This is a genomic window from Rhodococcus sp. 320_ES (genome assembly GCF_059691855.1).
In genome coordinates this window covers 989113-1015774 of the sequence record NZ_JCAWAG010000001.1, presented here as the reverse complement: position 1 = coordinate 1015774, position 26662 = coordinate 989113, and the positions used below count along the sequence as shown (strand labels likewise).

Below are 26662 nucleotides of genomic sequence, written 5' to 3'. Positions count from 1 at the left end.
CGATGGCCACTCGACCATCGCTGGACTGCCCCGTGTCAGTGAATGGTGCGAACTTCCGGGTCCGTTCGCAGCGCCACCACGGTGTCCGCCTCGTCCAGCAGCTCCGCCATGCCGTAGGGATAGACGGTCTCACCGGACGCCGCCAGCGCACGAATGTCCTCGGCGCTGCACCACCGGTGCCCCGTCACGGCGCGCCGCTCGAGGTCGGTGAAACCGGTGTGCACGGGTTCGAATTCTTCGGTGCGCGTGGCGAAGAAGAGCTCCTCGGAGCGGATCACGACACCGTCGAACGGGAACGTCGCGATGCGCCTCCACATGGGACCGCGCAAGTCGTCCACGTCGATCATCAGACCGGTCTCCTCGGCGAGCTCGCGAACGGCGGCCTCCTTGAGGCTCTCCCCCGGCTCGACACCGCCGCCGATGGTGAACCAGAAGTACACGTCGGGCGTCGACGGATCGTGCCCACGCATCAGCAGGACTCGACCTCGCGCGTCGAGCAACACCACGCGGGCGGACGTCCGCGTCGACGCCACCTCGAGGGTCTCCGCGCCCGAGGGGTTCGCCCGCTCCGAGATTTCGAAGTACGTCGGAAGCGGCGCCGTGCCGCCCAGTCGCAGCCACCGCACCGGCCGACGCGCGCGCAGCGCGAGGGTGTCTCGAACCGCGTCGTTGTGGAACCGACGCGCGATCAGCACCCTCGCCTCGGCGTCCGCCAACTCCGAAATGAGTTGCGGCTTCAGCGAATCGAGTTCGACGTTGGCGAGCGCCACCGACACCGCGTTCTCGGCGGACTCACGCTCCTCACGGTCGGCGCGTTCCGCCCGGTCGGCCAGCGACGTGAGATTCTTGCTGTCCATGGACCCCGGCGCGGCCAGGGCAGCGGCGACGGCGCGGGTGACAACCGAGCGGCGCGCCAAGGCGGCGTCGAGCGACTGCCACGCCTGATCCGACCGAACGTGCAGGCGGTCGAGGCGATTCGCGGTCCCGTACGCCCACAGGCCCACGACCAGAACCACCATCACGACGAGCCCGACGATCAGGACGGTCAACGCAGAGAGCGTCATCAGTCTTCGACCCGCACTTTCTTTCCCCCAACGGTCACGATGTCGTACACCCGCAGAATTTGCTCGGCGACGACCGGCCAATCGTATTCGGTCACCACGCGGCTCGCCTTCTCGACGAGACGATGCCGCAGGTCGTCGTCCGACAGAACGGTATCGAGCGCCGACGCCAGAGCATCCGAGTCCGAGATCGGCACCAGCACGCCGGCCTCGCCGTCACGGAGCACACGCCGGAAGGCGTCGAGCTCGCTGGCGACGACGGCGGCGCCCGCCGCCATGGCCTCGACCAGCACGATGCCGAAGCTTTCGCCGCCGGTGTTGGGCGCGCAGTAGACATCCGCGCTGCGCAGCGCCGACGCCTTCTCCGCGTCGCTCACCAACCCCAGGAACGTCAGATGATGAGCCAGCCGGCCCGCCTGGCGCCGCAGCTTGTCCTCGTCCCCGCGGCCCACGATCAGGATTTCGACGTCGGGGTGGCGTTCGGTGAGAGCGGGAAGTGCGCCGAGCAGTGTGGCCATGCCTTTGCGTGGCTCGTCGAAGCGGCCGAGGAACAGAACCGTCTTTCCCGGACGGGGATACCCGGGCAGCGGTTGCGCCGTCGCGAACGCCGGAACGTGTACGCCGTTCGGAATCTCGACCGCGTCCGACCCCAGCGCCTCGACCTGCCAACGCCGAGCGAGCTCCGACACCGCGATGCGGCCACTGATCTTTTCGTGATACGGACGCAGAACACCTTGAAAAGTGCTCAGCAGCAACGACTTCGTGGTCGCAGCGTGAAAGGTCGCGACGATCGGACCCTGCGCGATCTTGAGCGCGTACATCGACAGGCTCGGAGCGTTGGGTTCGTGAATGTGCAGCACGTCGAAGTCGTTGTCGTCGATCCAGCTCTTGATGCGGCTGTAGGTGATGGGGCCGAACGCGAGTCGAGCCACCGACCCGTTGTACGGAAAGCTCAGGGCCCGACCGGTCGAGACGACGAAGTCGGGCAGCACTGTCTCGTCCGCGGCCGGAGCGAGCACGCTCACCTTGTGTCCGCGCTGAATGAGGACTTCCGCCAGCTCGGCGATGTGCGCCTGAACCCCGCCCGGTACGTCGAACGAGTAGGGGCAGACCATCCCGATCTTCACTGCTGGGTCATTCTCTCTTGCCGCGCCTGCGACAGGTCGTCCCACCAGAGTGGTTGCAGCATGTGCCAATCCGCCGGATGGGCGGCGATATTGGCCGCGAACTTGTCGGCGAGAATCTGCGTTGCCTGCTCGACTCCTCCGGAGACGTCGATCGGAGGTTCGACGCTGAAGCCCCATCCCCCGTCGGTGAACCAGCAGTGCACCGGCAGGAGGGCAGCGCCGGTGTCGATGGCGAGGCGCGCCGGCCCTGCGGGCATACGCGTCGGCTCGCCGAAGAACGTCACGGGAACACCGTGTTTGGCCAGATCACGTTCCCCGAGCAGGCACACCACCTTGTTGTCCCGCAGCCTTGCCGCGAGCTCCGGGAACGGGGGCTTCTCGCCGCCGCTGAGCGGAAAGATCTCGAAGCCGAGCGACTCTCGATACTCGACGAACCGCCGGTACAGGCTCTCCGGCTTCAATCGCTCTGCGACGGTGGACAATCCCCCGTGCGCGTGGACGGCCCAGACTCCGGCCATGTCCCAGTTCCCGCTGTGCGGCAGCGCCAGCACCACGCCGTTGCCCGCCGTGAGGGCGGCGTCGATGTGTTCCTTGCCCTCGATCAACCGGTCCAGGTCGGCGCCCACTGCCGCCAGATCCATGGACGGAAGGCGAAAAGCTTCACGCCAGTATCGGGCGTACGAGCGCAGGCTTGCCCGGACCAGGTCGTCGGGCACCAATTCCGGTGTCGTCCCCAGAACCCGAGCGAGGTTGCGGCGCAACTGAACAGGACCACCGCCGCGCCGAGCCGCGACGTCGGCCGCACCATCGAAGATCGTGACCGCGACGCGCTCGGGCAGAGCCCGCACGACGCGCCAGCCGGCGACGTAGCCCGCGGCGCCCATTCTCTCGGACAGACTCACGGAGCATCCGCGCCGGCGTCCGGCTTGGCCATCGGCAGGATGTCGCGGGCACCGTCCGACCGGCGCACGGCCAGAACCCGTTGAAACACGGTGACGATGCTGGCCGCGGCGAGAACCCACATCGCGACGTAGATGGACCAGTGCAGCCAGTCGATGCCCAGAATGCCACCGAGACCGGTGAATCCGGCACCGACGAGCACGATCACGAGCCGATCGGGCCGCTCGATCCATCCTCCGTCCGCCGACAGACCACTGGCCTCGGCGCGCGCCTTGGCGTACGAGATCACCTGGGACGTGACCAGGCAGATCAAGGTCGCGACCAGAAGCGGCCGATTGTTCTCGTGGTACACCGCCCACCACGACAGGCCGGCAAAGATAGCGCCGTCCGCGACACGGTCGCAGGTCGCGTCGAGGACCGCGCCGTACTTGGTGCCACCTCCACGCGCTCGCGCCATCGCACCGTCGAGCATGTCGAACATCACGAACAACCAGATCACCAGTGCGCCGGTCCACAGGTGTCCCGTCGGGAACAGGGTCACCGCGGCGACGACCGTCGCGACGGTGCCGATGACGGTGACCGCGTCCGGAGTCAGGCCGGTGCTGTTCAGCGCGCGCCCGAGCGGCGCGGTGGCCTTGGACACCGACGCGCGCCCGAAGATGGAAAGCACGTCAGTCCTTCCACGCCGCGGCGAGCAGTGCACGTGTGTCGCGGAGCAACTGCGGCATCACCTTGGCACCGCCGATGACGGTGATGAAGTTGGCGTCTCCGCCCCAGCGCGGAACGATGTGCTGGTGCAGGTGCTCGGCCAGCGAGCCGCCTGCCGGCGCACCCAGGTTCAGGCCGACATTGAAACCGTGCGGACTCGACACCCGCTTGATGACGCGGATCGCGTGCTGGGTGAAGCTCATCAGCTCCGCGCTCTCCTCCGCCGTCAGGTCTTCGAGTGCGGCAACCTTGCGGTACGGCACGATCATCATGTGTCCGGGGTTGTACGGGTACAGATTCAGTACGGCGTACACCGATTCTCCGCGAGCGACGATGAGGCCGTCCTCGTCGGCGAGCTTCGGAATCTCCGAGAAGGGCTCGCTCGCCATCTTGTCGTCGGCCTTCGGGGCGGTGGCGACGTACGACATGCGGTGCGGAGACCACAAGCGCTGCAAGCGATCCGGATCACCGACGCCGGTCTCGACGATGTCCTCGTCCCCCGACCGCCCGTCGGTGTGCCCGTCCAACTCCGACCGGCCTCCGGCCTTCCCGCCGCTCACGACTGCGCGTCCTCGGCGATAGCGTCCTCGGCGAAAGCGTCGGCAGTCGGAGACTGGTTCTGCCGCTGCCCGATCCATTCGGTGACCAACGAGACCGCGCGGTCGATCGGCACACCGTTGACCTGAGTGCCGTCTCGGAATCGGAAACTGACGGCGCCGGCCTCGACGTCCCGTTCGCCCGCCAGGAGCATGAACGGGACCTTCTGCGTGGTGTGGTTGCGGATCTTCTTCTGCATGCGGTCGTCGCTGGAATCGACCTCGGCCCGCACGCCGGCGCGCCGCAGCTGATCGACGACCCCGTGCAGATGCTCCTCGTAGTCGGCCGCCACCGGAATACCGACGACCTGGACGGGCGAGAGCCACGCCGGGAACGCCCCGGCGTAATGCTCGGTCAGGACACCGAAGAAGCGCTCGATGGAACCGAACAGCGCACGGTGAATCATGTACGGCTGCTGGCGACTACCGTCGTTGGCGGTGTACTCGAGATCGAATCGGTCGGGCAACTGGAAGTCGACCTGAATGGTCGACATCTGCCAGGTGCGGCCCAGCGCGTCGCGCGCCTGCACCGAGATCTTCGGCGCGTAGAACGCCGCTCCCCCTTCGTCGAGGACGAGTTCGAGACCGGAGTCCATGGCCGCTTCACGCAGCGCCTCGGTGGCCTCGTGCCACTGCTTGTCGGTGCCGACGTACTTCTCCTCGTTCCGGGTGGACAGTTCGAGGTAGAAATCGTCGAGCCCGTAGTCGGCGAGAAGCCCCAGCACGAACCCGAGCAACGACTTGAGCTCGGACTGCAGCTGATCCGGAGTGCAGTAGATGTGGGCGTCGTCCTGCGTCATACCGCGCACGCGGGTCAAACCGTGGATCACACCGGACTTCTCGTAGCGGTAGACGGACCCGAACTCGAAGAGCCGCAACGGAAGTTCGCGGTACGAGCGCCCGCGAGCCTTGTAGATCAGGTTGTGCATCGGGCAGTTCATGGGCTTGAGGTAGTAGTCCTGGCCCGGCTTGCGGACGGTGCCGTCCTCGTTCAGTTCCTCGTCGACGTGCATCGCCGGGAACATGCCGTCGCGGTACCAGTCGAGGTGCCCGGACGTCTCGTACAGATCGCCCTTGGTGATGTGCGGGGTGTTCACGAACTGGTAGCCCGACTCGATGTGCCGCTGGCGCGAGTAGTTCTCGAGTTCGGTGCGAATGATGCCGCCCTTGGGGTGGAACACGGGCAGGCCCGAGCCCAGCTCGTCGGGGAAGCTGAACAGATCGAGCTCGGTGCCGAGCTTGCGGTGATCGCGCCGCTCGGCCTCGGCGAGCAGTTCGAGATGGGCGTCGAGCGCCTCCGCGCTCTCCCATGCAGTGCCGTAGATCCGCTGCAGATCGGCGTTGGCCTGATTGCCACGCCAGTACGCGGCCGAACTGCGAGTGAGCTTGAAGGCGGGGATGTACTTGGTGGTCGGCACGTGCGGGCCGCGGCAGAGGTCGCCCCACTCACGTTCTCCGGTACGAGGATTGAGGTTGTCGTAGGCCGTCAGTTCGCCGCCGCCGACCTCCATGATCTCCGGGTCGTCCGCGGAGCCCTTGTCGTCGACCAGTTCGAGCTTGTACGGCTCGTCCGCGAGCTCGGCCTTGGCCTGATCCAGCGACTCGTACACCCGGCGTGAGAAGCGCTGACCACCCTTGATGATCTGCTTCATCTTCTTCTCGAGCTTGGCCAGATCGTCCGGGGTGAACGGCTCCTTCACGTCGAAGTCGTAGTAGAAGCCGTCCTTGATGGGCGGTCCGATTCCCAGCTTGGTGCCGGGGAACAGATCCTGCACCGCCTGCGCCAACACGTGCGCGGCGGAATGCCGGATGACGCTCCGGCCGTCCTCGGTGTCGGCCGCGACCGGCTCGACCTCGGCGTCGGTCGACGGCGCCCAGGACAGGTCGTGCAACTGGCCGTCGAGGTCGCGCACCACCACGATGGCGTCCGGTCCCTTGTTGGGGGCGCCGAGCTCACGAAGCGCCGTTCCGGCGGTCGTCCCGGCGGCCACACTGATGCGGGCGGGAAGAACTGCGGAATCGGGCATGCTCACGGTGATGCGCTCCTGATGGGTCCGGCGGTGGCTGGGGCAGTGAACAGACTATCGGCAGAGATGGGCCGGCGGACACATCACCCGACGAGCGCAGCGAGTCGCGCCAGTCGGGTCTCCGGCCTCTGGCGCGGGCAGCTCGAGCACTTGTGGTCGCCGACCTCGAAGACCAGACAGCACGAACTGCGCTGGAGGAACCGTCGACGTCCCGGTGCGGGGTCGTCGCCATCTGCGGGCTCGGCCGCTCGAAGGGCGTCCACATCGACGAACCGTGGCGTCGGCAACCCCGTGGCCAGCTGTCGAGCCAGCTCGGTCGCCTCTCCGATGCGCCCGAGCGCGGTTCCGACGTCGAGCGCGCGGTTCGCGAGTGAATCGGAGGCGATGGCCCACAGGCTCGGTGGGTGCACCGACGCGGTCGTCGACACCGCGTCGACGAACCGGCCGCACATCTCCGTCAGCGCGGCGCCGAGTTCGGCGGGCTCGTCGATCCATCCACTGGATCTCACCGCGTCGGGAGTCCCGGTGTCATCCAGACGGACCATCACAGCATCGGGCCGCATGTCGAAGGCGCGGCCGGTGGCCAGCATCTGAGCGACCGGGACCAGCATGAACGTCGAACTGGCCGAGTACCACCACAACGTGGCGGCGACGGACGGTGACGCCGTGGGCCAGCGTCGACCGAGCAGAGGTCCCAGAGTGGCGGGCTCGAGCAGCTCCGCAGTAGTAACACCGTCGTCGGCCACGAGGTCGGCCACCCACGGTGGGATGCCAGCGATCAGATCGGGCTCTGCAGCCATGCCTGGTCCAGACCTACCCAGCCCGCCACGAGCCCGACTCCGCCCAGCAGCCACAGAGTTGCGATCACCACGGCAGCGGTGAAGAGGACGCCGAGTCCCTTCACGAACATGTTCTGCTGACCGAACCAGTGCATGAACGCGTTGTACTTCGTCTTCGCGAACCGCAGAAGGCGCTTCGCCCAGGCGAATTCGGAGGCGAGAATGCCGAGTCCGGCGAAGACGATCAACCAACCGGGGCCCGGGTACGGAATGGCGATGATTCCGATGGCGAGCACGATCGCGCCCACCACGCCGACCCCGATGCGGTACGCGAGGTCCATGGTGGGCTTCTCGGCGATCCTGGCCCGGAAGTCGTGATACCGGCCGGCGGCCTCCTCGAACGCGTTGTCGTCGTCGTCGACGGCCGACGTGTCTCGAACGTTCTCGCTGGATGCCACGGGCCAAGAGTACCGAGAAGAAACGACAAAAGCCTCCGACGTTGCCGTCGGAGGCTGCTGCGTGGTCCCGGCTGGGTTCGAACCAGCGACCTCCCCGGTGTGAACGGGACGCTCTTCCACTGAGCCACGGGACCGAATCGGGCCGCAGCGCAGCCCGTTCGAACGAGGACGAACATTAACACGCTGCTCGTGCGAGCAACCAATCGCTCGTCGCCGAGGCGCGGTGAGCAGGTGATTTGTTACTCGAGGCGGCGGTGGGCTAATGTTTCGAACCGCACCTGATGAGGCATTCGTGCCGATCAGGCGTGTGCGGACGTGGCGCAGCTGGTAGCGCACAACCTTGCCAAGGTTGGGGTCGCGGGTTCGAATCCCGTCGTCCGCTCGAGGGTCTCTGCCCCTGGTGGTTCACCGCGGGTTTCTCGACCTAGGGTGGAGTGGCCGAGTGGTGAGGCAACGGCCTGCAAAGCCGTGCACACGGGTTCGATTCCCGTCTCCACCTCGCTAGGTGAACGTCCCGTGTTCACCGACATGCGCGATTAGCTCAGCGGGAGAGCGCTTCCCTGACACGGAAGAGGTCACTGGTTCAATCCCAGTATCGCGCACCATTGTTCGACCCGGAAGGCCCCCTCTCGAGGGGGCCTTCTGGCGTTCACCGGTAGTGCTCAGTGCACTCGATACCGCTCGACCAACTCGTCCAGGTGCGCCGTGGTCTTCGCATCGTCGACCATTCGATTGTCGCCCTCTTCGACGACGTGGACGTGGTCGTGTACGTACTGCGTCCACTCCAGATCGGCCATCAGCTGATCGGAGCCGTACGCGCCCGCTTCCTCGATCGCCTTCTCGATCGCCTTGCGTACCTGATCGACGCGCCCGGTGAAGAAATCCAGTGTCAGTGCCTGTTCGCTCATGTGCATAAGCCTGTCCGGACAACCGGCTGTTCGCAGGAGAACCGTCAGGATTTTTTTGTGACGAACCCGTGTCGGTGATCTACTTCAGTACATGCCGACCTGGGGATGGTTCGTAGTTGCTTTGGTGGTCGTCGATCTCGTGGTGATCGTGACGTGGGTAGTGCTGCGCCGCACCGCGAAACCGACGCCCACGAGCGCGCACCCGGTCGATGCAGCAACGCACGACGAGGTGCTCGCACTGGTCTCGGACCGCAAGAAGGTCGAGGCCATGAAGCTGCTGCGTGACCGTACGGGCATGCCGCTGCGACAGGCCAAGAACACAGTCGACGCCGTGTCGTCCGGGCCGTCGCAGCAGTGAAGATCGTCGACGCGCAACTCGCCGACGTCGATCGTCTCGCCGACCTGGCCGCGCGCCTGTTCCCGCTTGCGTGTCCGCCCGGGTCCGACGCCGACGACATCGCCGCCACCATCGACGCGATGCTCTCCCCCGCACGATTCGTCGACTACCTCGCCGACCCCGAGCGCAGGGTTCGCATCGCGGTGCACGACGAGAAGTTCGTCGGGTACGCCATGTTCGTCACCGCGGAGCCGACCGATCCCGACGTCACCGGGTCGCTGACCGTCGCGCCGACCGTGGAGGTGAGCAAGATGTACGTCGACCCGAGCGCGCACGGCACGGGAACCGCTGCGGCACTGATGCAGTCGGGTGTGGACCTGACCCGCGAGCTGGGCCGACCGGCGATGTGGCTCGGGGTCAACCAGGAGAACGACAAGGCGCGGCGGTTCTACGAGAAGTGCGGCTTCGAGGTCGTCGGAACCAAATCGTTCACCCTCGGCACCGAGGTCGAGAACGACTTCGTGATGCAGAGGGTCCTGGCTTAGACCGAGGCGAAGCGTGACAGCGCGAGCAGACGCGACGTGGCACGCAGGTACTTCTTGCGGTACCCGCCGGCCAGCATCTCCTCGGTGAAGATCGCGTCGAGCTTGGCGCCCGACACGGTTACCGGAGTTCCCGCGTCGTAGAGGCGGTCGGCGAGGACCACGAGACGCAGCGCCACCGACTGGTCGGGAGCGGCGTGAACGTTCTCCAGGAAGACGGCGGGAACACCGTCGATCAACTTTCCGTACCTCGACGGGTGCAGCGTGCTCAGGTGCTTGCACAGTGCATCGAAGTCGTCGAGCGTGGAACCTTCGATCTTGGCTGCCGCCTCTTCCAGCTCCGCCTCCGAAATCGGTTCCGGAGCGGGAGGCAGGTCGCGGTGGCGGTAGTCGGGCCCGTCGACGCGCACGGACTCGAAGATCGATCCCAGCTTCTTGATCTCGCGGAGGAAGTCCTGTGCGGCAAAGCGTCCCTCGCCCAGCTGGCCGGGAAGGGTGTTCGACGTCGCGACCACGGACACGCCGCCCTGCGAGAGTTCGGTCAGCAGACGGGAGACCAGCATCGTGTCGCCCGGATCGTCGAGTTCGAACTCGTCGATGCACAGCACGCTGTAGTCCGAGAACCCCTCGAGTGCCTTGTTGAATCCGAGCGCACCGACGACGTGGGTCAGTTCGACGAACGTTCCGAACGCCTTCGGCTCGGGGCTCGCGTGGTAGATCGAGGCGAGGAGGTGGGTCTTGCCGACGCCGAAGCCGCCGTCGAGGTAGAGACCGGCGCCCACCGGCTGCGACTTCTTGCCGAACAGCCCACGCTTCCCACCGGAACGGATCTTGCCCACCTTTCCCGCGAACTCCTCGGCGATGCGCACGGCATCGGCCTGAGTCGGTTCGTTCGGGTCCGGGATGTAAGAGGCGAAACTGACGTCGTCGAACATCGCCGGCGGCACCATCTGCGCGATCAGCTGATCGGCGGGAACGACCGGGTTGCGGTCGACAAGGCGTTCTGGCATGAGGTCGAGGTTAACGACGTGGTGTGATGGTATTTGTGCAGCGTATCGATAATGGGACCTACCTCACACCCACCGACACCGAGCTCACCGAGCTGTACGACTACCCCAGCGATCTCACGGCGCCGTGGATCCGTCTGAACTTCGTGGCCAGCATCGACGGCGCAGCCACCGACGACGGAAAATCGGCCGGGCTGGGAACGCCCGCCGACAAGCAGGTGTTCGACATCCTCCGCAACCACACCGACGCCGTGTTGGTGGGTTCGGGCACCGCGCGTGCCGAGAACTACGGCGGCGTGGTCGTCTCGGACGACGTACGCGCGTGGCGACTCGCGAACGGACGTGCCGCGGTTCCGCCGGTGGTGGTGGTGACGTCGTCTGCCAACGTCGATCCGTCGTCCAAACTCGTCACCGACGCCGAGACACCGCCCATCGTCGTCACACCCGAGTCGGCGCCGAGCGATCGCATCGACGCCCTCCGCCGCGCCGGGGCAACCGTGGTCACGACACCGGGCGAGACGGTGGACAGCAACGACATTCGCCGCGCACTGGCCGAGGCGGGCCTGTTCCGCGTGCTGTGCGAGGGCGGGCCGAGCCTGTTCGGGCAGCTGCTCGACGACGACATGGTGGACGAGCTGTGCATCACCACCTCGCCGACTCTTGTGGCGGGCGACGCCGGGCGCATCGCCCGCTCCTCGACCACCCGGGCACGGCCGATGCGTCCCGCACACATCCTCACCGACGACGACGGAACGATCCTCGTCCGCTGGGTCAGAGCGCACCCTGGCACTGTGGAGGGATGACACCGACCTCTCCGGTGAGGGCCCGCCTCGGACTTCGTGCCATCGTCGCGTTGCTGTCGGCTCTCGCGCTGACCGCCGGGTGTGCTGCCGGACCGTCGAACCGACCGGACGTCGCCGTCGAGCGGGACGGCGGAGGCGCCCCGCCGCCGGAGTCGACGACGCAAGACCCGGGTCCCGCCGGACCCCCACCCCTCGAAGTGCCCATCACCGACCTGGCCTGGCAGGACTGCACCGCGTCCACCACCAGTCGCTACGGCATCACCGCGGCCGCCTCGGTGGTGGTCGAGTGCGCCACGTTCTCTGCTCCGATCGACGCGTCCGACGTGTCGCTGGGTGCGTTCGACCTGGCCGCCACACGAGTGCGCCTGTCCACGACACCCGCCGACGCCGGACCTCTGGTGTACACGCCGGGATCGGACCGGCCGGCGTCCGCCGACATCGCCGTCCTGGCCGCCCAACCCGACACCGCGTTGCTCGCCGCTCACCCCGTCGTCGGTGTCGATCGCCGCGGACTCGGCGCGTCGGCCCCCTTCGACTGCGGTCCCGACATGACCCAGCCGCGGGCCCAGCTCGCCGATCTCGGTCAGTTCACCCCCGGCTCGACCGACCAGGTCGACACGGTGGCGAGCATCGCGCGTGACGCCACCATCGCCTGCACCGATTTCCTGCAGGGCGACGCACTGAAGTTCTCCAACGCGGCCAGCGCCGACGACCTGAACGCACTGCGCACGGCACTCGGGGTGCGGACCCTGGGAATCGTCGGATCGGGTAACGGCGCACTCGTCGCGCTGGCCTACGTGGCCGCGCACCCGGACAACGCGTCGCGCCTGATCCTCGACGCTCCGAACAGCGTCAACACCGACGCCGCGGCCACCACCGAGCAGACCGTGAAGGGACGCGAAGCCGCGTTCGACGCGTTCGCCGCACGATGTGTCGCCTCGGGTTGCTCCCTCGGCGCCGATCCACGAGCCACCACCACCCAGCTGCTCTCCCGCGCCGCTGCCGGCGGCCTGGGTCCGATCTCCGCGAGTTCGATGCTGGCCGCCATCACCCGATCGTTGGCCTTCGGCTCACCCGTCGACGCTGCGGCGCGCACCACCGCGCTGTCGGACACCCTGAGCGCGGCGTCGCGAGGGGACACGTCTGCTCTGACGGCAGCCGTGCTCGCCGCCCGCGCCGACGTGGGTTCGGACGGCCAGTTCGTGAGCCGCTGCACCGACGGCCAGCAGTGGCCGGGACCGGATCGGGTGCGCGATCTGCGGCAGTCGTGGGGGCAGTCGTATCCGTTGTTCGGCTCCGACGCGGCGCTCGGCATGCTCGCGTGCTCCGCGTGGCCCGCATCGTCGCCGTCCCCGGTGCCGGGATCGATCGGCGTTCCGGTTCTCGTGCTGAGCGGAAACGCGGATCCGGTGGTGGGCAGCGACGGTCTCCCCGCCGTGACGGGCGCGATCGCGGCGACCGGTGCGACCACCGCGACGGTGACCTGGCAGGGCGTGGGGCATCCGGTGTCCGTCCTGTCGTCGTGCGCCCGGACGTCCGTCGTGGCGTATGCGAACGACGCGACACTTCCGGGCGACGGCAATGCCTGCCCCGCGTAGCGCTCGCGGTACCGTTCCCCGGTGTCGTTCCGGTCCCTAGAACCCCGCACCGCGGATACCGCCGCTCGCGTGATCAGCTACGTGATGTGGCCGATCGCCATCATGACGGTGCTCAACCGCGTGCTGGTGAAGGCCGTCAACGGTTTCCGAACGGACGACTTCACGCCGGTGTATCAGGCGGCGCTCGCGTTCCTCAACCGTCGGCCCGTCTACGACGCCGACTTCTCGTCGGTGGACCCGCACTACCTCTACCCGCCGAGCGGCACGCTGATGATCGCACCGCTCGCGGTCATCGACCCGGAACGCTCGCGGTGGCTCTTCATCGGGGTCAACGCCGTCGCGGCCGTCGTCGCGCTCTACATCCTGCTGCGCCTCTTCGATGTCGCGCTCTCCTCCCCCATCACCCCCGTGGTGCTGTTCGCCGCGTTCTCGACCGAAACGGTCACCAACACACTGGTGTTCACCAACATCAACGGTCTGATTCTGCTCGGTGAGGTCGCGTTCCTGGGGTTGCTGCTGAAGAACAAGCCCTACTGGTCCGGCGCGGCCATCGGTCTGACGATCGCGGTCAAACCCACGCTCGCGCCGCTCCTGCTCCTGCCACTGGTTCGCAAGGAATGGCGCGTCTTCGTCACCGCAGTCGGAATCCCGCTCGTACTGACGGCGGTCGCCATTCCCTTGATCGTCGATCCGTGGGACTTCGTCCGTCGAACGGTGCCCTACCTCGGCGAGACCAGGGACTACTTCAACAGCTCCATCGCCGGCAACGCGCTCTACTACGGTCTGCCGGAGTGGCTGAGCCTGGGCCTTCGCGGTGTGTTCGCCATCATCGTGGTCGTCACCCTCTACCTGCTGTGGAAGTACTACCGCCACGACGAACTGTTCTTCCTGATGACGACTAGCGGCGTGCTGCTCACCGCCTCGTGGCTGCTGTCGTCGCTCGCGCAGATGTACTACTCGATGATGCTCTTCCCGTTCCTGCTCACCGTTCTGCTGCGCAACTCCACCATCCGGAACTGGCCGGCGTGGCTCGCCGCGTACGGCTTCCTGAGCTACGACAGCTGGCTTTCGGGTCGATGGCCGACGGCCGGACGCGCCGCCGAGTACATGAAGACCACGTTCGGGTGGAGTCTGCTTCTCATCGTGGTGTGCTGCGTCCTGGTGGGCCGCTACCTCGCAGCCAAGCGGGAAGGCCGCCTCGAGGACGGCATCGATCCGCTGTTCGACGACGGTGTCACCGACAGGGCGGTCGAGGCGGCCGAAACACCGTCACCTGCGGCGGACACGAAGGTCGCCGAGAAGTATTAGCGTGGGGGCATGAGTTCAACAACGGATAGCAGCGCCCCCTTCGAACTGTCCGACGCGCAGTGGCGCGAGCGGCTCACCCCTGCCGAGTACGCCGTCCTGCGCCAGGCGGGGACGGAGCGCCCCGGTGTCGGTGAGTACACCGACACCACCGCCGAAGGCATCTACAACTGCCGCGCCTGCGGGCAGGAATTGTTCCGCAGCACCGAGAAGTTCGAATCTCATTGCGGCTGGCCGTCTTTCTTCGATCCGGCCGACTCCGACAAGGTCATCCTGAAGACGGACACATCGCTCGGAATGAAACGAGTCGAGGTCATCTGCTCGAACTGCCACAGCCACCTCGGGCACGTCTTCGAGGGCGAGGGTTACCCCACGCCGACGGATCAGCGGTACTGCATCAACTCCATTTCGATGACGTTCGAGCCGAAGGCCTGAGGCGCGTGCGTACGTTCACTTCGGCCGACGAGCTCGTCGCCGCCGTCGGCGACACCATCGGCACCAGCGACTGGCTCGAGGTCACGCAGAAGATGGTCGACCAGTTCGCGGAGGCGACCGGTGATCATCAGTGGATTCACGTCGACGTCGAACGAGCGAAGAAGGAAAGTCCCTTCGGTGGGCCGGTCGCCCACGGCTATCTGACGCTGTCGCTGCTGCCGGCGCTGTCGTGGCAGACCTACACGGTGGAGAACACCACGATGGGGGTCAACTACGGCTCCAACAAGGTGCGGTTCGTCAACCCCGTTCTCGTCGGGTCCCGCGTGCGACTGACCGCAGTACTGGCGTCGGCCGAACCCCTGCCGAACAACGCGCTGCAGCTGACGGTGGACTCGACCATCGAGATCGAGGGCGCGGACAAGCCTGCGCTGGTCGCTCAGGTGATCAGTCGCCTGTACTTCTAGCGACGAACGTCGGCTGCTCGTAAGCCCTGATCGGGGGCACGTCGCCGGTCCACTTCTCGATGTCGACCAGCGCGTGCTGCCCGGTGCAACCCTGCGCCAGCTTCGATGTGTGTTCGTCGGACGTCAGCACGTTCGGGTTCCCGTGCACGCACATCGACTGCGGATCGGCCGGGTCCAGCGGGTCGTACCAGGCACCGGTCGACAACTGCGCCACGCGGCGTGAGACCGCGTCGTCGAGAACGGCGCCGGCCAGGCACGCACCTCGGTCGTTCCAGACGCGCACCACGTCGCCGTCTGCGATGCCCCGCGACCGGGCGTCGTCCGGATGCATCCGGATCGGCTCTCGCCCCTGCACTTTCGACGCCTGACTGACGGCGCCGTGATCGAGCTGGCTGTGCAACCGTGACTTGGGCTGGTTGGCGATCAGGACGAGCGGGAAGTCGGCGGCGCGAGGTCCGCCGAGCCATTCGGTCGGTTCCATCCACATGGGATGGCCGGGACAATCGTCGTAGCCGAATCCGTCGATGTCGGAGCTGAAGATCTCGATCTTCCCACTGGGTGTCCGGAGTGGTTGACCGTCCGGATCGGCTCGGAACTCCTCGAACAGGGTCAACCCGTCCTCGGTGTCCATCCGGTAGCTGCCCGCACTCCAGAACTCGTCGAAGTCCGGCACCGGATGCCCTGCCGCGCGCACGAATCCCTGCCACTGCTCGTACATGTGCCGCAACCACTGCTCCGCCGTGCGGCCCTCGGTGAAGCGCTCCCCCACACCCAGTTTCGTCGCTAGCGCCGAGAGAGTGTCGTAATCGTCCCGTGCGTCGGCGAACCGCGGTACCGCCCGTTGCATCGCGACCATCAACGGATCGTTGCGGGTGCAGCTGAGGTCGTCGCGTTCGAGGCTCGTGGTCGACGGGACCACGAAATCGGCGTGTCGAGCCATCGGTGTCCAGTAGGGATCGTGCACGACGATCGTCTCCGGACGCGCGAGCGCGCGCCGAAGTCGGCCGATGTCCTGATGGTGGTGGAACGGGTTTCCGCCGGCCCAGTGCACGTACTTGATGTCGGGGTAGGTCAGGGACGCACCGTCGTAGTCGAATCGGCCACCGGGATCGAGCAGCATGTCCGACACCGCCGCAACGGGAACGAACGTCCGCACCGTGTTGACGCCCTGCCAGAACGTCGGCAGCGGATACGGGACCGGTGCGAGCCCGGGCTCGTTCATCGAACCGTACCCGTGACCGAATCCTGCTCCGGGCGTTCCGATTCCGCCGAGCATCGCCGCCAGGGTGATTCCCATCCAGGGGGCCTGTTCACCGCCACGGACCCGTTGCAGCGACCAGGTGACCGTGACCAGCGTGGTGTGCGCCGCCATCCGCCGCGCCAGGTTCGCGATGACGTCCGGCGCCAGCCCGGTGATGGCCGACGCCCACGCGGGGTCCTTGGGGACGCCGTCGGACCGGCCGAGCAGGTACTCCTCGAACCGGTCGTAGCCGGTGCAGTACCGAGCGAGGAAGTCGGTGTCGTGCAGGCCTTCCGACGCGAGAACGTACGCGAGAGCGAGCATGAGCGCGACGTCGGTTCCCGGCACCGGCGCCAACCACTGCGCGGCACCGTCCACGTCGTCCCGGAGCGGGCTGATCGACACGATTTCCCCACCGCGGGCACGGAAACGGTCGAGTGCGTCGCGCGTCGGATGATTGGACGTACCACCGTGATTGGTGCCGGTGTTCTTGCGCGGCACCCCGCCGAAACACACCATCAGCTCGGTGTGGTTCGCGATGACGTCCCAGGACGTGCTGCGCGCGAACAACTTCCAGTGCGTCCCGACGACGCGGGGCATGATGACTCCGGTGGCGCCGAGCGAGTAGCTGTTCACCGACCGCGTGTAGCCGCCGATGGTATTGAGAAATCGGTGAAGTTGGCTCTGCGCGTGGTGGAATCGGCCCGAACTGGCCCAGCCGTAGGAACCGCCGTAGATCGCTTCGTTGCCGTGGGTATCGAGCACGCGACGCAGTTCACCGGCGAGCAGATCGGTGAACTCGTCCCAGTCGAGTTCGACGAACGAGTCGTTTCCACGATCGTTCGACGGCCCCGGCCCATCCCGCAGCCAGCCGCGCCGGACCGCCGGTCGCCTGATCCGGGACCGATGCTGCACCGATCCGGGGATGTTTCCCAGTGCGGGTGACGGATCCGCGTCACCACGGTCGGGAACGACCGCGGTGACCTCGCCGCCGGACGACTGCGCCGAAAACATGCCCCAATGAGCCATGTGTTGGCTGGATGCGGTCACAGCTCGATTCCGTGCGAGCGCACCGCCGTGAGCAACGCGTCGGGGCGATCCTTGGTGGGCAGCGGCTCGACCAGCGCGAACGCCGCGCCGAGCGCACGGGCACCGCCGTCCGCCTCGTCGCTGTCGCCGACCATCAGTGCGCGCTCTCCCGCTACTCCGGCACGGGTCAGCGCGATCTCGAAGATCTCAGGGCTCGGCTTGATGGCGCCGACCTCGTATGACAGGACGTAATCGCTCACGTACTGATCGAAGCCGAGCTTCTCGAAGGCCGGGCGCATGTCGAACGCGATGTTGCTCACGATCACGACCGGAATGCCCTTGTCGGACAGCCCCTTCAGTACCGCCCCTGTGTCCGGGTAGGGCGTCCACGACGTCGGGTCGGTCACACGGTCATAGAGCGACTCCGCGTGCTCACGCCGCCGCACACCCGATGCCTCCAGCACCGCCAGGTACGCGGCGCGGTGCATGGCGGGATCGAGATCCCGGTTCTCCCACGCGTGCTTGCCGTCGTCGTCGAGTTCCACGACCGCGCCGACGGGCGTGGTCATCCGGCGCATCAGTTCCGCCTGCAGGGCGCCGTCGACGCGTTCGTCCTCGCCGACCCGCAGATCGGCGAACCAACTGTCGTCCTCCTCGAGGCGAAACAGCGTGCCCGAGTAATCGAAGAGAACGGCCTCCGGCCTGCCCGAGTAATCGAAGAGAACGGCCTCGGGTGAAGTCACGGCAGCGCGCTCACGAGCTTCTCGACCTCGACGCGCGGGCCGGTGAAGAACGGAATCTCCTCGCGCACATGGCGCCGCGCTTCCGTGGCTCGCAGATCGCGCATCAGGTCGACGATCCGATCGAGCTCGGGTGCTTCGAACGCCAGAATCCACTCGTAGTCTCCGAGCGCGAACGCCGGCACGGTGTTGGCGCGCACGTCCTTGTAGCCGCGGGCGGCCTTGCCGTGATCGGCGAGCATGGTGCGCCGCTCGTCGTCGGGCAGCAAGTACCAGTCGATGGACCGAACGAACGGGTACACGCAGATGTAATCGCCCGGATCCTCACCGGCGATGAACGCCGGGACGTGCGACTTGTTGAACTCCGCCGGACGATGCAGCGCGGCGTTGCTCCACACGGACGTGCTGGCCTTGCCCAACGTGGTGGTTCGCCGGAAGTCGTTGTACGCGGCCTGCAGATCCTCGATGCGCTCCGCGTGCGTCCAGATCATGAAGTCCGCGTCGGCCCGAAGTCCGGCCACGTCGTAGAGCCCGCGCACCACGACTCCGGTGTCCTCGAGGCCCTCGAAGAACGCGCGGGCCTCCTTGATGGCTGCCTCGCGATCGTCACCGAGGACGCCGGGAGTGACCTTGAATACCGAGAACATCAGGTACCGGAGGGTGGAGTTCAGTGCGGAGTAATCGAGGCGTGCCATGCCCCTATTCTTCCACGAGGGTCGCAGCCAGTCGCTGCGCTGCTCGCGTTCCCGACGCGATGCACGCGGGAACACCGACACCGTGCAGATACGCCCCGGCCAACTCCAGGCCCGGCACGTCGTCGACGGCTCGCATGACGGTGCCCACGCGCTCGACGTGGCCGGGTGCGTACTGCGGCAATCCCCCGTGCCACCGCTGCACCACGGTGTCCGTCGGCGCGTCGTCGACGCCCAGCACGGTCCGCAGATCCTCACGGGCGGCCGCCACGATGTCGGCGTCGGACGCGTCGACGATGGCGTCGTCGCCGAACCGGCCGAACGAGCACCGCACCAATGACACACCACGATCGGCCAAGTGTGGCCACTTCCGGGACGAGAGCGTGAATGCCTTGGCGCGCAACGGCTCTCCCCCGTCACCGAACTCACCCGTCGCGACGAGGACCCCCGAGTTGGTCGGCAGCTCGACCGCATCGAACGCCAGGGCGACGAGCACGGACGACGCGAGCCTGATCTCCGCGAGCTCGGCTGCGGCCGCCGGGACGACCGACCCGATCATGCGAGCCGCGTCGGGCGCAGGTGCGGCCACGACGACGCCGTCGACCGGCCCGATCGGGTCCACCGTCCACCCCGTCGACGTCCGTGCGATCCCGCCCACCGTCGTTCCGAGGAGGACCGATGCGCGAGCGGCGTGGGCGAGCGCTCGGAGCAGCACCCCGTACCCGTCGCGAATGCCCCCGAACACCGGGCCCGGCGTCGGCGTCGGGACGGCGATTCGGACCGCCTCGGTCAGCGATGGTGCTCCTGCGTCGAGGGCGGCAGCCAGAGTCGGTACCGCGGCTCGCACGCCGATCGAGGATGCGAGACCCGAGTACACCCCTCCGAGAAGGGGATCGACGCTCCGCGCCACCACCTGCGGGCCGAATCGCTCCGAGACCAGTTCGCCCACGGACAGGTCGTCGCCGACGGTCCAGCGGAACGGGCGTGAGGGTTCCCCCGCGATGCGCTCGCACGTGGCGTCGTCGACGAGACCTCGGACGGATTCGGCCGACGTCGGGATCCCCATGAGAGTGCCGGCGGGCAGAGGGTGGAGGGCGCCGCCGGACCGGATCACTGGGCGCGCTGCCGACGGCCTGACCAGTTGACCGGCGAGTCCGAGTTCGTCGAGAAGCGCCGGCACTTCCGGCCGACGCGAGACGAACGCTTCGGCGCCGACGTCGACCGTTCCCGACCGCATCTCGGCAGAGTGCAGTTTTCCGCCGACGCGGGTGCCGCCGTCCGCGACGACGATGTCCGCATCCGGCCCGAGTGCGAGCCGAAGTCGGTAGGCCGCAACGAGACCGGTGATTCCGGCGCCGACGACCGCTACTTTCACTGCGGAAAGGCCGGAGGCCGGTCGGTTCACTGCGCGATGCCGGTAGGTGGCAGCGCGTGCACCAGCTCCACGACCGCAGTCAGAACGGTGGGGTCGGTCTCGGGAAGAACGCCGTGCCCGAGGTTGAAGATGTGCCCGATGGCGTTGCCCGCCACCGCTGCGTCGGCTTCGGTGGCGATGCGTCGGACTTCCTTCTCGACGGCGGCCGATCCCGCGAACAGAACGGACGGGTCGAGATTGCCCTGCAGCGCCTTCCCCGGCCCGACGCGCTCGGCGGCCACGTCCAACGGGATGCGCCAGTCAACACCGACCACGTCCGCACCGGCTTCACCCATCGCGCCGAGGAGCTCGCCCGTGCCCACTCCGAAGTGCGCACGGGGAACGCCGGCTCCGGCGATCTCGGCGAACACCCGCGTGGAGTGCGGAAGCACGAACTCGCGGTACTCCGCCAGCGAGAGAAAGCCCGCCCAGGAATCGAACAGCTGCACCGCGTCGACCCCGGCGCGCAATTGCGCCTGCAGGAACGTGATCGTCAGGTCCGCAAGGGAGCCGAGCAGCGCGTGCCAGGTCGCCGGATCGGAGTGCATCATCGCCTTGGTGCGCTCGTGATTACGGCTCGGGCCGCCTTCCACGAGGTAGGACGCCAGGGTAAAGGGCGCACCGGCGAAACCGATCAGGGGCACGTCGCCGAGTTCGTCGAGCAGAAGTCCGATCCCGCGCGCGACCGCACCCACCTGCTCGGGAAGAAGTCGGGGAAGAGCGGCCACGTCCGCGGCGGTGCGAATCGGGTTCGCGATCACCGGGCCGGTACCCGGAACGATGTCGAGGTCCACCCCCGCGGCCTTGAGCGGAACCACGATGTCCGAGAACAGAATGGCTGCGTCCACACCGTGACGGCGGACGGGCTGCGCGGTGATCTCGCAGACCAATTCGGCGTCGAAGCAGGAGTCGAGCATGGCGATGCCTGCACGCACCTTGCGGTACTCGGGGAGCGACCGACCGGCCTGGCGTTGGAACCACACGGGGCGACGGCTGGGAATCCGCCCGGTCGCCGCCGCGAGGAACGGTGCATCGGGAAGAAGGCGTCGCGGAGTCAAGTCGGTGCTCATCGCCGTCCATGCTGCCACGGGTGGTGCGGCGCGCCTCCGACGCGTCGGCCTCGGGCGGCGATACCGTCCGCAGTTGTGACCACGCCCGTATCCGCCGCCGAGCCCGCGGTTTTTCGCGCCGCGATCGATGCGATGCACAAGGCCACGGTGCATCCGGACATCGAGGTCGGCCCCATCCGTCCGCCTCAGCGTCTGGCGCCGTTCAGTTATGCGATCGGCGCCGAGGTGCGCCACCCCGAGTCCGACATCGTGGCCGAGCAGTCCGACGGCGACGCGTTCGGCCGGCTGATCCTGCTGTACGACCCGGACGGCGACGAAGCGTGGAACGGCACCATGCGCCTCGTGGCGTACATCCAGGCCGACGTCGACGCCTCTCTCGCCTCCGATCCTCTCCTTCCCGAGGTCGCGTGGAGCTGGCTGGTCGAGGCGTTTCAGACCCGTGACGAGCCGCTGACCGCACTCGGCGGAACGATCACCTCGACCAGCTCGGTCCGCTTCGGCGACATCGCCGGTCCCGCGCGGGCGCACCAACTCGAGTTGCGGGCGTCCTGGACGGCGCTGACCGGTGAGCTGGCCGTCCACGTCGAGGCGTTCGGCGAGGTCCTGGCGTACGCGGCCGGATTGCCGCCTGCCGGAATCACCCGCTTGGAGTCACGCGCCGACACGGTCGACTGACCGCATAAAGTCGACTCTCATGCCCGACCAACCGGTAGCCGCCGAGAACCCCGAGATCCCGGACACCCCCGAGACCCCGGAGAGCCCCGAGGTACCGGAAAGCACGGCAGTGCCTCTTCTCGTGCCGGCGGACGGGGTTCCTCCTCTCACCGACACTCCGGCGTCGGTCGTTCGCGCTGCCGAGCTGCTGGCGGGCGGTACCGGCCCGCTCGCCGTCGACGCCGAGCGCGCATCCGGGTTCCGGTACTCCGCCCGCGCATACCTGGTTCAGTTCCGCCGCAAGGGTGCCGGCACGGTTCTTCTGGACCCGATTCCGATCGTCGAGTCCGCGGGCATTGCGGCGCTCGCGCCGCTCGCGGAGGTCGTCAATCCGCTCGAATGGGTCCTGCACTCCGCCGATCAGGACCTGCCCGGACTGGCCGAGCTCGGCATGGCACCCGCCGTCCTCTACGACACCGAACTGGCCGGGCGCCTGGCGGGCTTCGAACGGGTGGGGCTCGCCGCCATCGTCGAACGCACTCTCGGACTGGCCTTGCAGAAGGGCCACGGAGCGGCCGACTGGTCCACCCGCCCGCTGCCGGAGACCTGGCTCAACTACGCGGCACTCGACGTGGAGGTGCTGGTCGAACTCCGCGACGCGATGGCGGCGGAACTCGAAGCTCAAGGCAAGACCGCTTGGGCCGCAGAGGAATTCGAGCACATTCGGCTCGCGGGTCCACCTCCGCCGAAGCCCAATCGTTGGCGACGCACCTCCGGCATTCACGCCATCAAGTCGGCGCGCTCGCTGGGCGCGGTGCGCGAGTTGTGGACGACGCGCGACGAAATTGCGCAACGTCGCGACATCGCGCCGAGCCGGATACTGCCCGACTCCGCCATCGTCGCCGCGGCCCAGAAGGACCCGAAGACGATGAACGATCTGCGTACCCTGCCGGTGTTCGGCGGGCCGCGCCAACGGCGGTCATCGGCCGTCTGGCTCAGCGCACTCGAGCGCGCCCGCGCACTCGGGGACGCAGATCTGCCTCCCGTGTCGCAGCCCTTCACCGGTCCGCCGCCGGTCAGCCGGTGGTCCCGGCGCAACCCCGAGGCTGCTGCGCGCCTCACGGCGGCACGTGCGGGGTTGACCGAGCTCGGTGTCGACGTGTCGGTTCCCATCGAGAACCTCGTGACGCCCGATCTGGTGCGTCGGCTGTGCTGGGACTGGACTCCGCTTCCGGCCGACGAGGTCGAGGCCGCGGTCGATCGGTTTCTGGCCGACGGTGGTGCGCGGTCCTGGCAGCGCACCCTCACCGTGCCGGTGTTGACCGCGGCGCTGATCGAGGCGGAGCAGACACCCGCCGAGACCACCGAAGTTACCGGCGAGTAATCAGGGTTTAGAGTGTGCGTGTCCGGACCCCCGTCCGGCACGTAACAGTCCACCCCGGAGGAAGCATGTCCCCGAGAAGCGTCGTGTTCGTCGACGGCATCAGAACACCGTTCGGCAAAGCCGGACCCAAGGGCATCTACGCCGAGACTCGCGCCGACAACCTCGTCGTGAAGGCAATCCGCGAACTGCTGCGTCGTAATCCGCAGCTCCCGCCGGAGCGCGTCGACGAGGTTGCAGTGGCCGCGACGACACAGACCGGTGATCAAGGCCTCACGATCGGCCGCACTGCCGCCATGCTGGCCGGATTGCCGCGCAGCGTCCCCGGTTTCGCGATCGATCGCATGTGTGCCGGCGCCATGACCTCGGTGACCACCACCGCGTCGGGCATCGGTTTCGGTCAGTACGACGTCGCCATCGCCGGCGGGGTCGAGCACATGGGCCGCCACCCGATGGGCGAGGGCGTCGACCCCAACCCGCGCTTCCTCGCCGACCGCCTCGTCGACCCCAGCGCGCTCGTCATGGGCAACACGGCGGAGAACCTGCACGACCGGTTCCCGTCGATCACCAAGGACCGCACCGACGCCTACGCCGTGCGCAGCCAGGACAAGTACGACGCCGCCAAGAAGGCCGGCTTCATCGCCGACACCCTCGTACCCGTCGCCACCAAGTCCGCCGCCGGGTGGGGCCTGGCCACCGAGGACGAGCCGCCTCGTCCGGGTACGACGGTCGAGGATCTCGCGAAGCTCAAGACCCCGTTCCGTCCGGCCGGCCGCGTGACCGCCGGCAACGCCGCCGGACTCAACGACGGAGCCACCGCCGCCCTTCTCGCCGGTGAGGACACCGCCGCCGAACTCGGTCTGCCCGTCGGCATGCGGATGGTCGGCTTCTCCTTCGCCGGAGTCGATCCCGCCGTCATGGGCATCGGTCCCGTCCCGGCCACCGAAAAGCTGTTCGGTCGAACCGGATTGAGCATCGACGACATCGGACTGTTCGAGATCAACGAGGCCTTCGCCGTGCAGGTGCTGGCGTTCCTCGATCACTTCGGAATCGACGACGACGATCCCCGCGTCAACCCGTGGGGCGGCGCCATCGCCTGCGGCCACCCGCTCGCGTCGTCGGGCGTGCGCCTGATGACCCAGCTGAGCCGTCAGTTCGCGCAGCGTCCGGACGTTCGATACGGCTTGACCACGATGTGCATCGGCCTCGGTATGGGCGGCACGGTCGTGTGGGAAAACCCCGCGTTCGAATCCAATACTGCCGACGGCAAGAAGGACTGAACCATGGCCGACATCTCCACCGCCTTCGCCGACGAAGTCGTGACGAACGCGTACACCAAGATCTTCTCCGTTCCGGGCCTCGACGGCTCCGTCGCCCTGGTGACCCTGGACAACGGCTTGGACCACACCAAGCCGTCCACATTCGGGCCGGGCGGACTCACAGCGCTGGACGCCGCACTGGACGAGGCCTTCGCCGCGAATCCGGTGGCGATCGCCGTGACGGGCAAGCCGTTCGTGTTCGCGGTCGGTGCCGATCTGAACGGTGTTCCCAACATCACGTCGAAAGACGATGCGCTGCAGATCGGTTCGCTCGGTCACCGAGTGTTCCGTCGGCTCCGCGAATCGACGATCCCGACGTTCGCGTTCGTGAACGGGGCGGCACTCGGCGGCGGCCTCGAGATCGCGCTGCACTGCCACTACCGCACCGTTGCGTCGAACGCGGCCGCACTCGGTCTGCCCGAGGCGTTCCTCGGTCTCGTACCCGGCTGGGGCGGAACGCAATTGCTTCCGAACATCGTCGGGGCGTCGGCCGCCGTCACGGTCGTGATCGAGAACTCGCTGAACCAGAACAAGATGCTCAGCCCGGCGCAGGCGAAGGATCTGGGCATCGTCGACGAGGTGTTCGACGGCGCCGACTACCTCGAGCAATCACTGGCGTGGCTGGCCACCGTCGTCCGCGGCGACGTCACCCCCGCCCGCCCGGAGATCGATCGCGGTCAAGCGTGGGACGACGCGATCGCCCGCGCATCGGCCATCGTGGCCGGCAAGACCGGCGGGTTCGCGCCCGGTCCCGTCGCCGCCGTCGAGCTGTTGAAGTCCGCCAAGACCGTCGACATCACCGACTCGGCGTCACTGGATGCAGCCTTCGCCGCCGAGGACGAGGCTCTCGCGACGTTGCTGATGTCCGATGAGCTGCGCGCGGGTCTGTACTCGTTCGACCTGGTGCAGAAACGGGCCAAGCGGCCGGCCGGAGCGCCGGACAAGTCGTTGGCGCGCACGGTGTCCGGGGTGGGCATCGTGGGCGCGGGGCTCATGGCAAGCCAGCTCGCTCTGCTGTTCGTGCGTCAGCTGAAGGTGCCGGTCATTCTCACCGACATCGACCAGGAGCGCATCGACAAGGGAGTGGGGTACGTTCACGCCGAGATCGACAAACTCCAGGGCAAGAAGCGCCTGTCCCCCGATGCGGCCAACCGCCTCAAGGCACTCGTCAGCGGATCGCTGGACAAGGCCGCGTTCGCGAAGACCGACTGGGTCATCGAGGCCGTCTTCGAGAATCTGGACGTCAAGAAGAAGGTGTTCGCCGAGCTCGAGCAGTACGTCTCGCCGGAGACCATCCTGGCGACCAACACCTCGTCGTTGTCGATCGGCAAGATGTCGGCGGACCTCGCCCATCCCGAGCGTGTCGTCGGGTTCCACTTCTTCAACCCCGTCGCCGTGCTTCCGCTCCTCGAGATCATCAGGGGCGACAAGACCGACGACGCCACTCTCGCAACGGCATTCGCCACCGCGAAGGCGCTGAAGAAGTCTGCCGTGCTGATCGCCGACAAGCCGGGCTTCGTCTTCAATCGGTTGCTGACGCGGGCGCTCGGCGAGGTCATGAACGCGATCGACGAAGGCACCCCCTTCGACGTCGCGGACAACGCGATCACCGAACTCGGTATGCCGATGAGCCCGCTCACGCTGCTTTCCCTCGTCGGCCCGGCCGTCGCGCTGCACACCGGTGAGACGATGGCCGAGTACTACCCGGAGCGGTTCCACGACTCCCCCGGGCTGCAGGCCATCGTGGCGGCCAAGAAGTCGGCCATCTGGACCTACGGCGCCGACGGCACCAAGACCGTCGACTCCGAGGTCGCGGACATGTGGCCACAGGGCGACCGGCCGTCGACCGCGGAGCAGGTGCTCGATCGCACCCGGCGCGCGTTCGCGGAGGAGATCGAGATCATGCTGAGCGAAGGTGTGGTCGCAGCGCCGGAAGACATCGACCTGTGCCTGATCCTCGGCGGAGGATTCGGCTTCTGGAACGGCGGCATCACCCCGTACCTGGACCGCACCGGAACGTCCGAAGCGGTGACCGGCAAGAAGTTCCATTAGCAAGCAGTGATACGAC

26 protein-coding genes and 4 tRNA genes are annotated in these 26662 nt (G+C 67.4%); 14 read left to right on the top strand and 16 right to left on the bottom strand.

Annotation, left to right across the window (positions count from 1 at the left end; translation table 11 throughout):
- Positions 1-35: 35 nt before the first annotated feature.
- From AC59JP_RS05110 to AC59JP_RS05070, 9 genes are all read right to left on the bottom strand, one after another.
- Positions 36-1064 carry an NUDIX hydrolase gene (locus tag AC59JP_RS05110; protein WP_497324526.1) on the bottom strand — a complete coding sequence of 343 codons (1029 nt, stop codon included), beginning with the start codon at positions 1062-1064 and terminating at the stop codon, positions 36-38.
- Complete coding sequence (locus tag AC59JP_RS05105; protein WP_497324525.1) at positions 1064-2188, bottom strand: glycosyltransferase family 4 protein; 1125 nt, start codon at positions 2186-2188, stop codon at positions 1064-1066. The genes AC59JP_RS05110 and AC59JP_RS05105 overlap by 1 nt, the downstream gene beginning before the upstream one ends.
- Entirely contained in the window at positions 2185-3072 is an 888-nt protein-coding gene (locus tag AC59JP_RS05100; protein WP_497324882.1) for a phosphatidylinositol mannoside acyltransferase, read from the bottom strand. Before AC59JP_RS05100 ends, AC59JP_RS05105 begins: the two co-directional genes overlap by 4 nt.
- A gap of 14 nt (positions 3073-3086) precedes the next feature.
- A complete protein-coding gene (gene pgsA, locus AC59JP_RS05095) occupies positions 3087-3758 on the bottom strand; it encodes a phosphatidylinositol phosphate synthase (protein WP_497324524.1) in 672 nt (223 codons plus the stop codon).
- Position 3759: 1 nt separating this feature from the next.
- Positions 3760-4356, bottom strand: coding sequence for an ATP adenylyltransferase (locus tag AC59JP_RS05090; RefSeq protein WP_497324523.1), 597 nt, complete (start codon positions 4354-4356; stop codon positions 3760-3762).
- Positions 4353-6419, bottom strand: coding sequence for a threonine--tRNA ligase (gene thrS / locus AC59JP_RS05085; protein WP_497324881.1), 2067 nt, complete (start codon positions 6417-6419; stop codon positions 4353-4355). The genes AC59JP_RS05090 and thrS overlap by 4 nt, the downstream gene beginning before the upstream one ends.
- Before the next feature lie 83 nt (positions 6420-6502).
- Positions 6503-7219, bottom strand: coding sequence for a (2Fe-2S)-binding protein (locus AC59JP_RS05080; RefSeq protein WP_497324522.1), 717 nt, complete (start codon positions 7217-7219; stop codon positions 6503-6505).
- Positions 7198-7656: a TIGR02611 family protein gene (locus AC59JP_RS05075; RefSeq protein ID WP_497324520.1), complete on the bottom strand. Its 459-nt coding sequence runs from the start codon at positions 7654-7656 to the stop codon at positions 7198-7200. Before AC59JP_RS05075 ends, AC59JP_RS05080 begins: the two co-directional genes overlap by 22 nt.
- A gap of 62 nt (positions 7657-7718) precedes the next feature.
- Positions 7719-7790, bottom strand: a tRNA-Val gene (locus AC59JP_RS05070).
- Positions 7791-7965: 175 nt separating this feature from the next.
- On the opposite strand from AC59JP_RS05070, the gene AC59JP_RS05065 reads away from it, so the two are divergent.
- The 3 genes from AC59JP_RS05065 to AC59JP_RS05055 all read left to right on the top strand — a co-directional run bounded on the left by AC59JP_RS05065 (position 7966) and on the right by AC59JP_RS05055 (position 8261).
- Positions 7966-8038: transfer RNA gene (locus AC59JP_RS05065), tRNA-Gly, on the top strand.
- Positions 8039-8084: 46 nt separating this feature from the next.
- Positions 8085-8155: transfer RNA gene (locus tag AC59JP_RS05060), tRNA-Cys, on the top strand.
- Positions 8156-8186: 31 nt separating this feature from the next.
- Positions 8187-8261 (top strand) — tRNA-Val (locus tag AC59JP_RS05055).
- A gap of 57 nt (positions 8262-8318) precedes the next feature.
- On the opposite strand, the gene AC59JP_RS05050 is transcribed toward AC59JP_RS05055, so the two are convergent.
- On the bottom strand, positions 8319-8564 hold the full coding sequence (locus tag AC59JP_RS05050) for a hypothetical protein (RefSeq protein ID WP_497324518.1): 246 nt from the start codon (positions 8562-8564) through the stop codon (positions 8319-8321).
- 91 nt (positions 8565-8655) lie between these two features.
- Here AC59JP_RS05050 and AC59JP_RS05045 point away from each other — a divergent pair, with 91 nt between their 5' ends.
- Both AC59JP_RS05045 and AC59JP_RS05040 read left to right on the top strand, forming a co-directional pair.
- Positions 8656-8922: a hypothetical protein gene (locus AC59JP_RS05045; RefSeq protein ID WP_497324517.1), complete on the top strand. Its 267-nt coding sequence runs from the start codon at positions 8656-8658 to the stop codon at positions 8920-8922.
- On the top strand, positions 8919-9446 hold the full coding sequence (locus AC59JP_RS05040; RefSeq protein ID WP_497324516.1) for a GNAT family N-acetyltransferase: 528 nt from the start codon (positions 8919-8921) through the stop codon (positions 9444-9446). Before AC59JP_RS05045 ends, AC59JP_RS05040 begins: the two co-directional genes overlap by 4 nt.
- Here AC59JP_RS05040 and zapE read toward each other — a convergent pair.
- Positions 9443-10453, bottom strand: a complete 1011-nt coding sequence (gene zapE, locus AC59JP_RS05035; protein WP_497324515.1) for a cell division protein ZapE — start codon at positions 10451-10453, stop codon at positions 9443-9445. The genes AC59JP_RS05040 and zapE overlap by 4 nt on opposite strands.
- Positions 10454-10488: 35 nt before the next feature.
- On the opposite strand from zapE, the gene AC59JP_RS05030 reads away from it, so the two are divergent.
- The 5 genes from AC59JP_RS05030 to AC59JP_RS05010 are packed head-to-tail and all read left to right on the top strand — an operon-like array spanning position 10489 to position 15055.
- On the top strand, positions 10489-11253 hold the full coding sequence (locus AC59JP_RS05030; RefSeq protein WP_497324880.1) for a pyrimidine reductase family protein: 765 nt from the start codon (positions 10489-10491) through the stop codon (positions 11251-11253).
- Positions 11250-12851: an alpha/beta fold hydrolase gene (locus AC59JP_RS05025; RefSeq protein WP_497324514.1), complete on the top strand. Its 1602-nt coding sequence runs from the start codon at positions 11250-11252 to the stop codon at positions 12849-12851. The genes AC59JP_RS05030 and AC59JP_RS05025 overlap by 4 nt, the downstream gene beginning before the upstream one ends.
- 21 nt (positions 12852-12872) lie before the next feature.
- Complete coding sequence (locus AC59JP_RS05020) at positions 12873-14159, top strand: glycosyltransferase family 87 protein (protein ID WP_497324513.1); 1287 nt, start codon at positions 12873-12875, stop codon at positions 14157-14159.
- A gap of 9 nt (positions 14160-14168) precedes the next feature.
- On the top strand, positions 14169-14591 hold the full coding sequence (gene msrB / locus AC59JP_RS05015; protein ID WP_497324512.1) for a peptide-methionine (R)-S-oxide reductase MsrB: 423 nt from the start codon (positions 14169-14171) through the stop codon (positions 14589-14591).
- A 5-nt stretch (positions 14592-14596) separates the two neighbouring features.
- Positions 14597-15055 (top strand): MaoC family dehydratase, encoded by a 459-nt coding sequence (locus tag AC59JP_RS05010; protein WP_497324511.1) that lies wholly within the window; start codon positions 14597-14599, stop codon positions 15053-15055.
- On the opposite strand, the gene AC59JP_RS05005 is transcribed toward AC59JP_RS05010, so the two are convergent.
- From AC59JP_RS05005 to hemE, 5 genes are read right to left on the bottom strand one after another with little or no spacing between them, the layout of a single operon-like run.
- Positions 15036-17324 carry a molybdopterin-dependent oxidoreductase gene (locus AC59JP_RS05005; protein WP_497324879.1) on the bottom strand — a complete coding sequence of 763 codons (2289 nt, stop codon included), beginning with the start codon at positions 17322-17324 and terminating at the stop codon, positions 15036-15038. The two genes, AC59JP_RS05010 and AC59JP_RS05005, sit on opposite strands and share 20 nt — an antisense overlap.
- Positions 17325-17341: 17 nt before the next feature.
- Positions 17342-18067, bottom strand: a complete 726-nt coding sequence (locus AC59JP_RS05000; protein WP_497324510.1) for an HAD family hydrolase — start codon at positions 18065-18067, stop codon at positions 17342-17344.
- Positions 18064-18759 carry a hydrogen peroxide-dependent heme synthase gene (gene hemQ / locus AC59JP_RS04995; RefSeq protein ID WP_497324509.1) on the bottom strand — a complete coding sequence of 232 codons (696 nt, stop codon included), beginning with the start codon at positions 18757-18759 and terminating at the stop codon, positions 18064-18066. Before hemQ ends, AC59JP_RS05000 begins: the two co-directional genes overlap by 4 nt.
- Before the next feature lie 4 nt (positions 18760-18763).
- Positions 18764-20131, bottom strand: coding sequence for a protoporphyrinogen oxidase (locus tag AC59JP_RS04990; protein WP_497324508.1), 1368 nt, complete (start codon positions 20129-20131; stop codon positions 18764-18766).
- 26 nt (positions 20132-20157) lie between these two features.
- Complete coding sequence (gene hemE / locus AC59JP_RS04985; RefSeq protein ID WP_497324507.1) at positions 20158-21240, bottom strand: uroporphyrinogen decarboxylase; 1083 nt, start codon at positions 21238-21240, stop codon at positions 20158-20160.
- A 75-nt stretch (positions 21241-21315) separates the two neighbouring features.
- On the opposite strand from hemE, the gene AC59JP_RS04980 reads away from it, so the two are divergent.
- The 4 genes from AC59JP_RS04980 to AC59JP_RS04965 all read left to right on the top strand — a co-directional run bounded on the left by AC59JP_RS04980 (position 21316) and on the right by AC59JP_RS04965 (position 26646).
- Positions 21316-21915: a DUF3000 domain-containing protein gene (locus AC59JP_RS04980; protein ID WP_497324505.1), complete on the top strand. Its 600-nt coding sequence runs from the start codon at positions 21316-21318 to the stop codon at positions 21913-21915.
- A 19-nt stretch (positions 21916-21934) separates the two neighbouring features.
- Positions 21935-23278 carry an HRDC domain-containing protein gene (locus AC59JP_RS04975; RefSeq protein ID WP_497324504.1) on the top strand — a complete coding sequence of 448 codons (1344 nt, stop codon included), beginning with the start codon at positions 21935-21937 and terminating at the stop codon, positions 23276-23278.
- A 65-nt stretch (positions 23279-23343) separates the two neighbouring features.
- Positions 23344-24555 carry a thiolase family protein gene (locus tag AC59JP_RS04970; RefSeq protein ID WP_497324503.1) on the top strand — a complete coding sequence of 404 codons (1212 nt, stop codon included), beginning with the start codon at positions 23344-23346 and terminating at the stop codon, positions 24553-24555.
- Between the two features lie 3 nt (positions 24556-24558).
- Entirely contained in the window at positions 24559-26646 is a 2088-nt protein-coding gene (locus tag AC59JP_RS04965; protein WP_497324502.1) for a 3-hydroxyacyl-CoA dehydrogenase NAD-binding domain-containing protein, read from the top strand.
- Positions 26647-26662 lie beyond the last annotated feature (16 nt).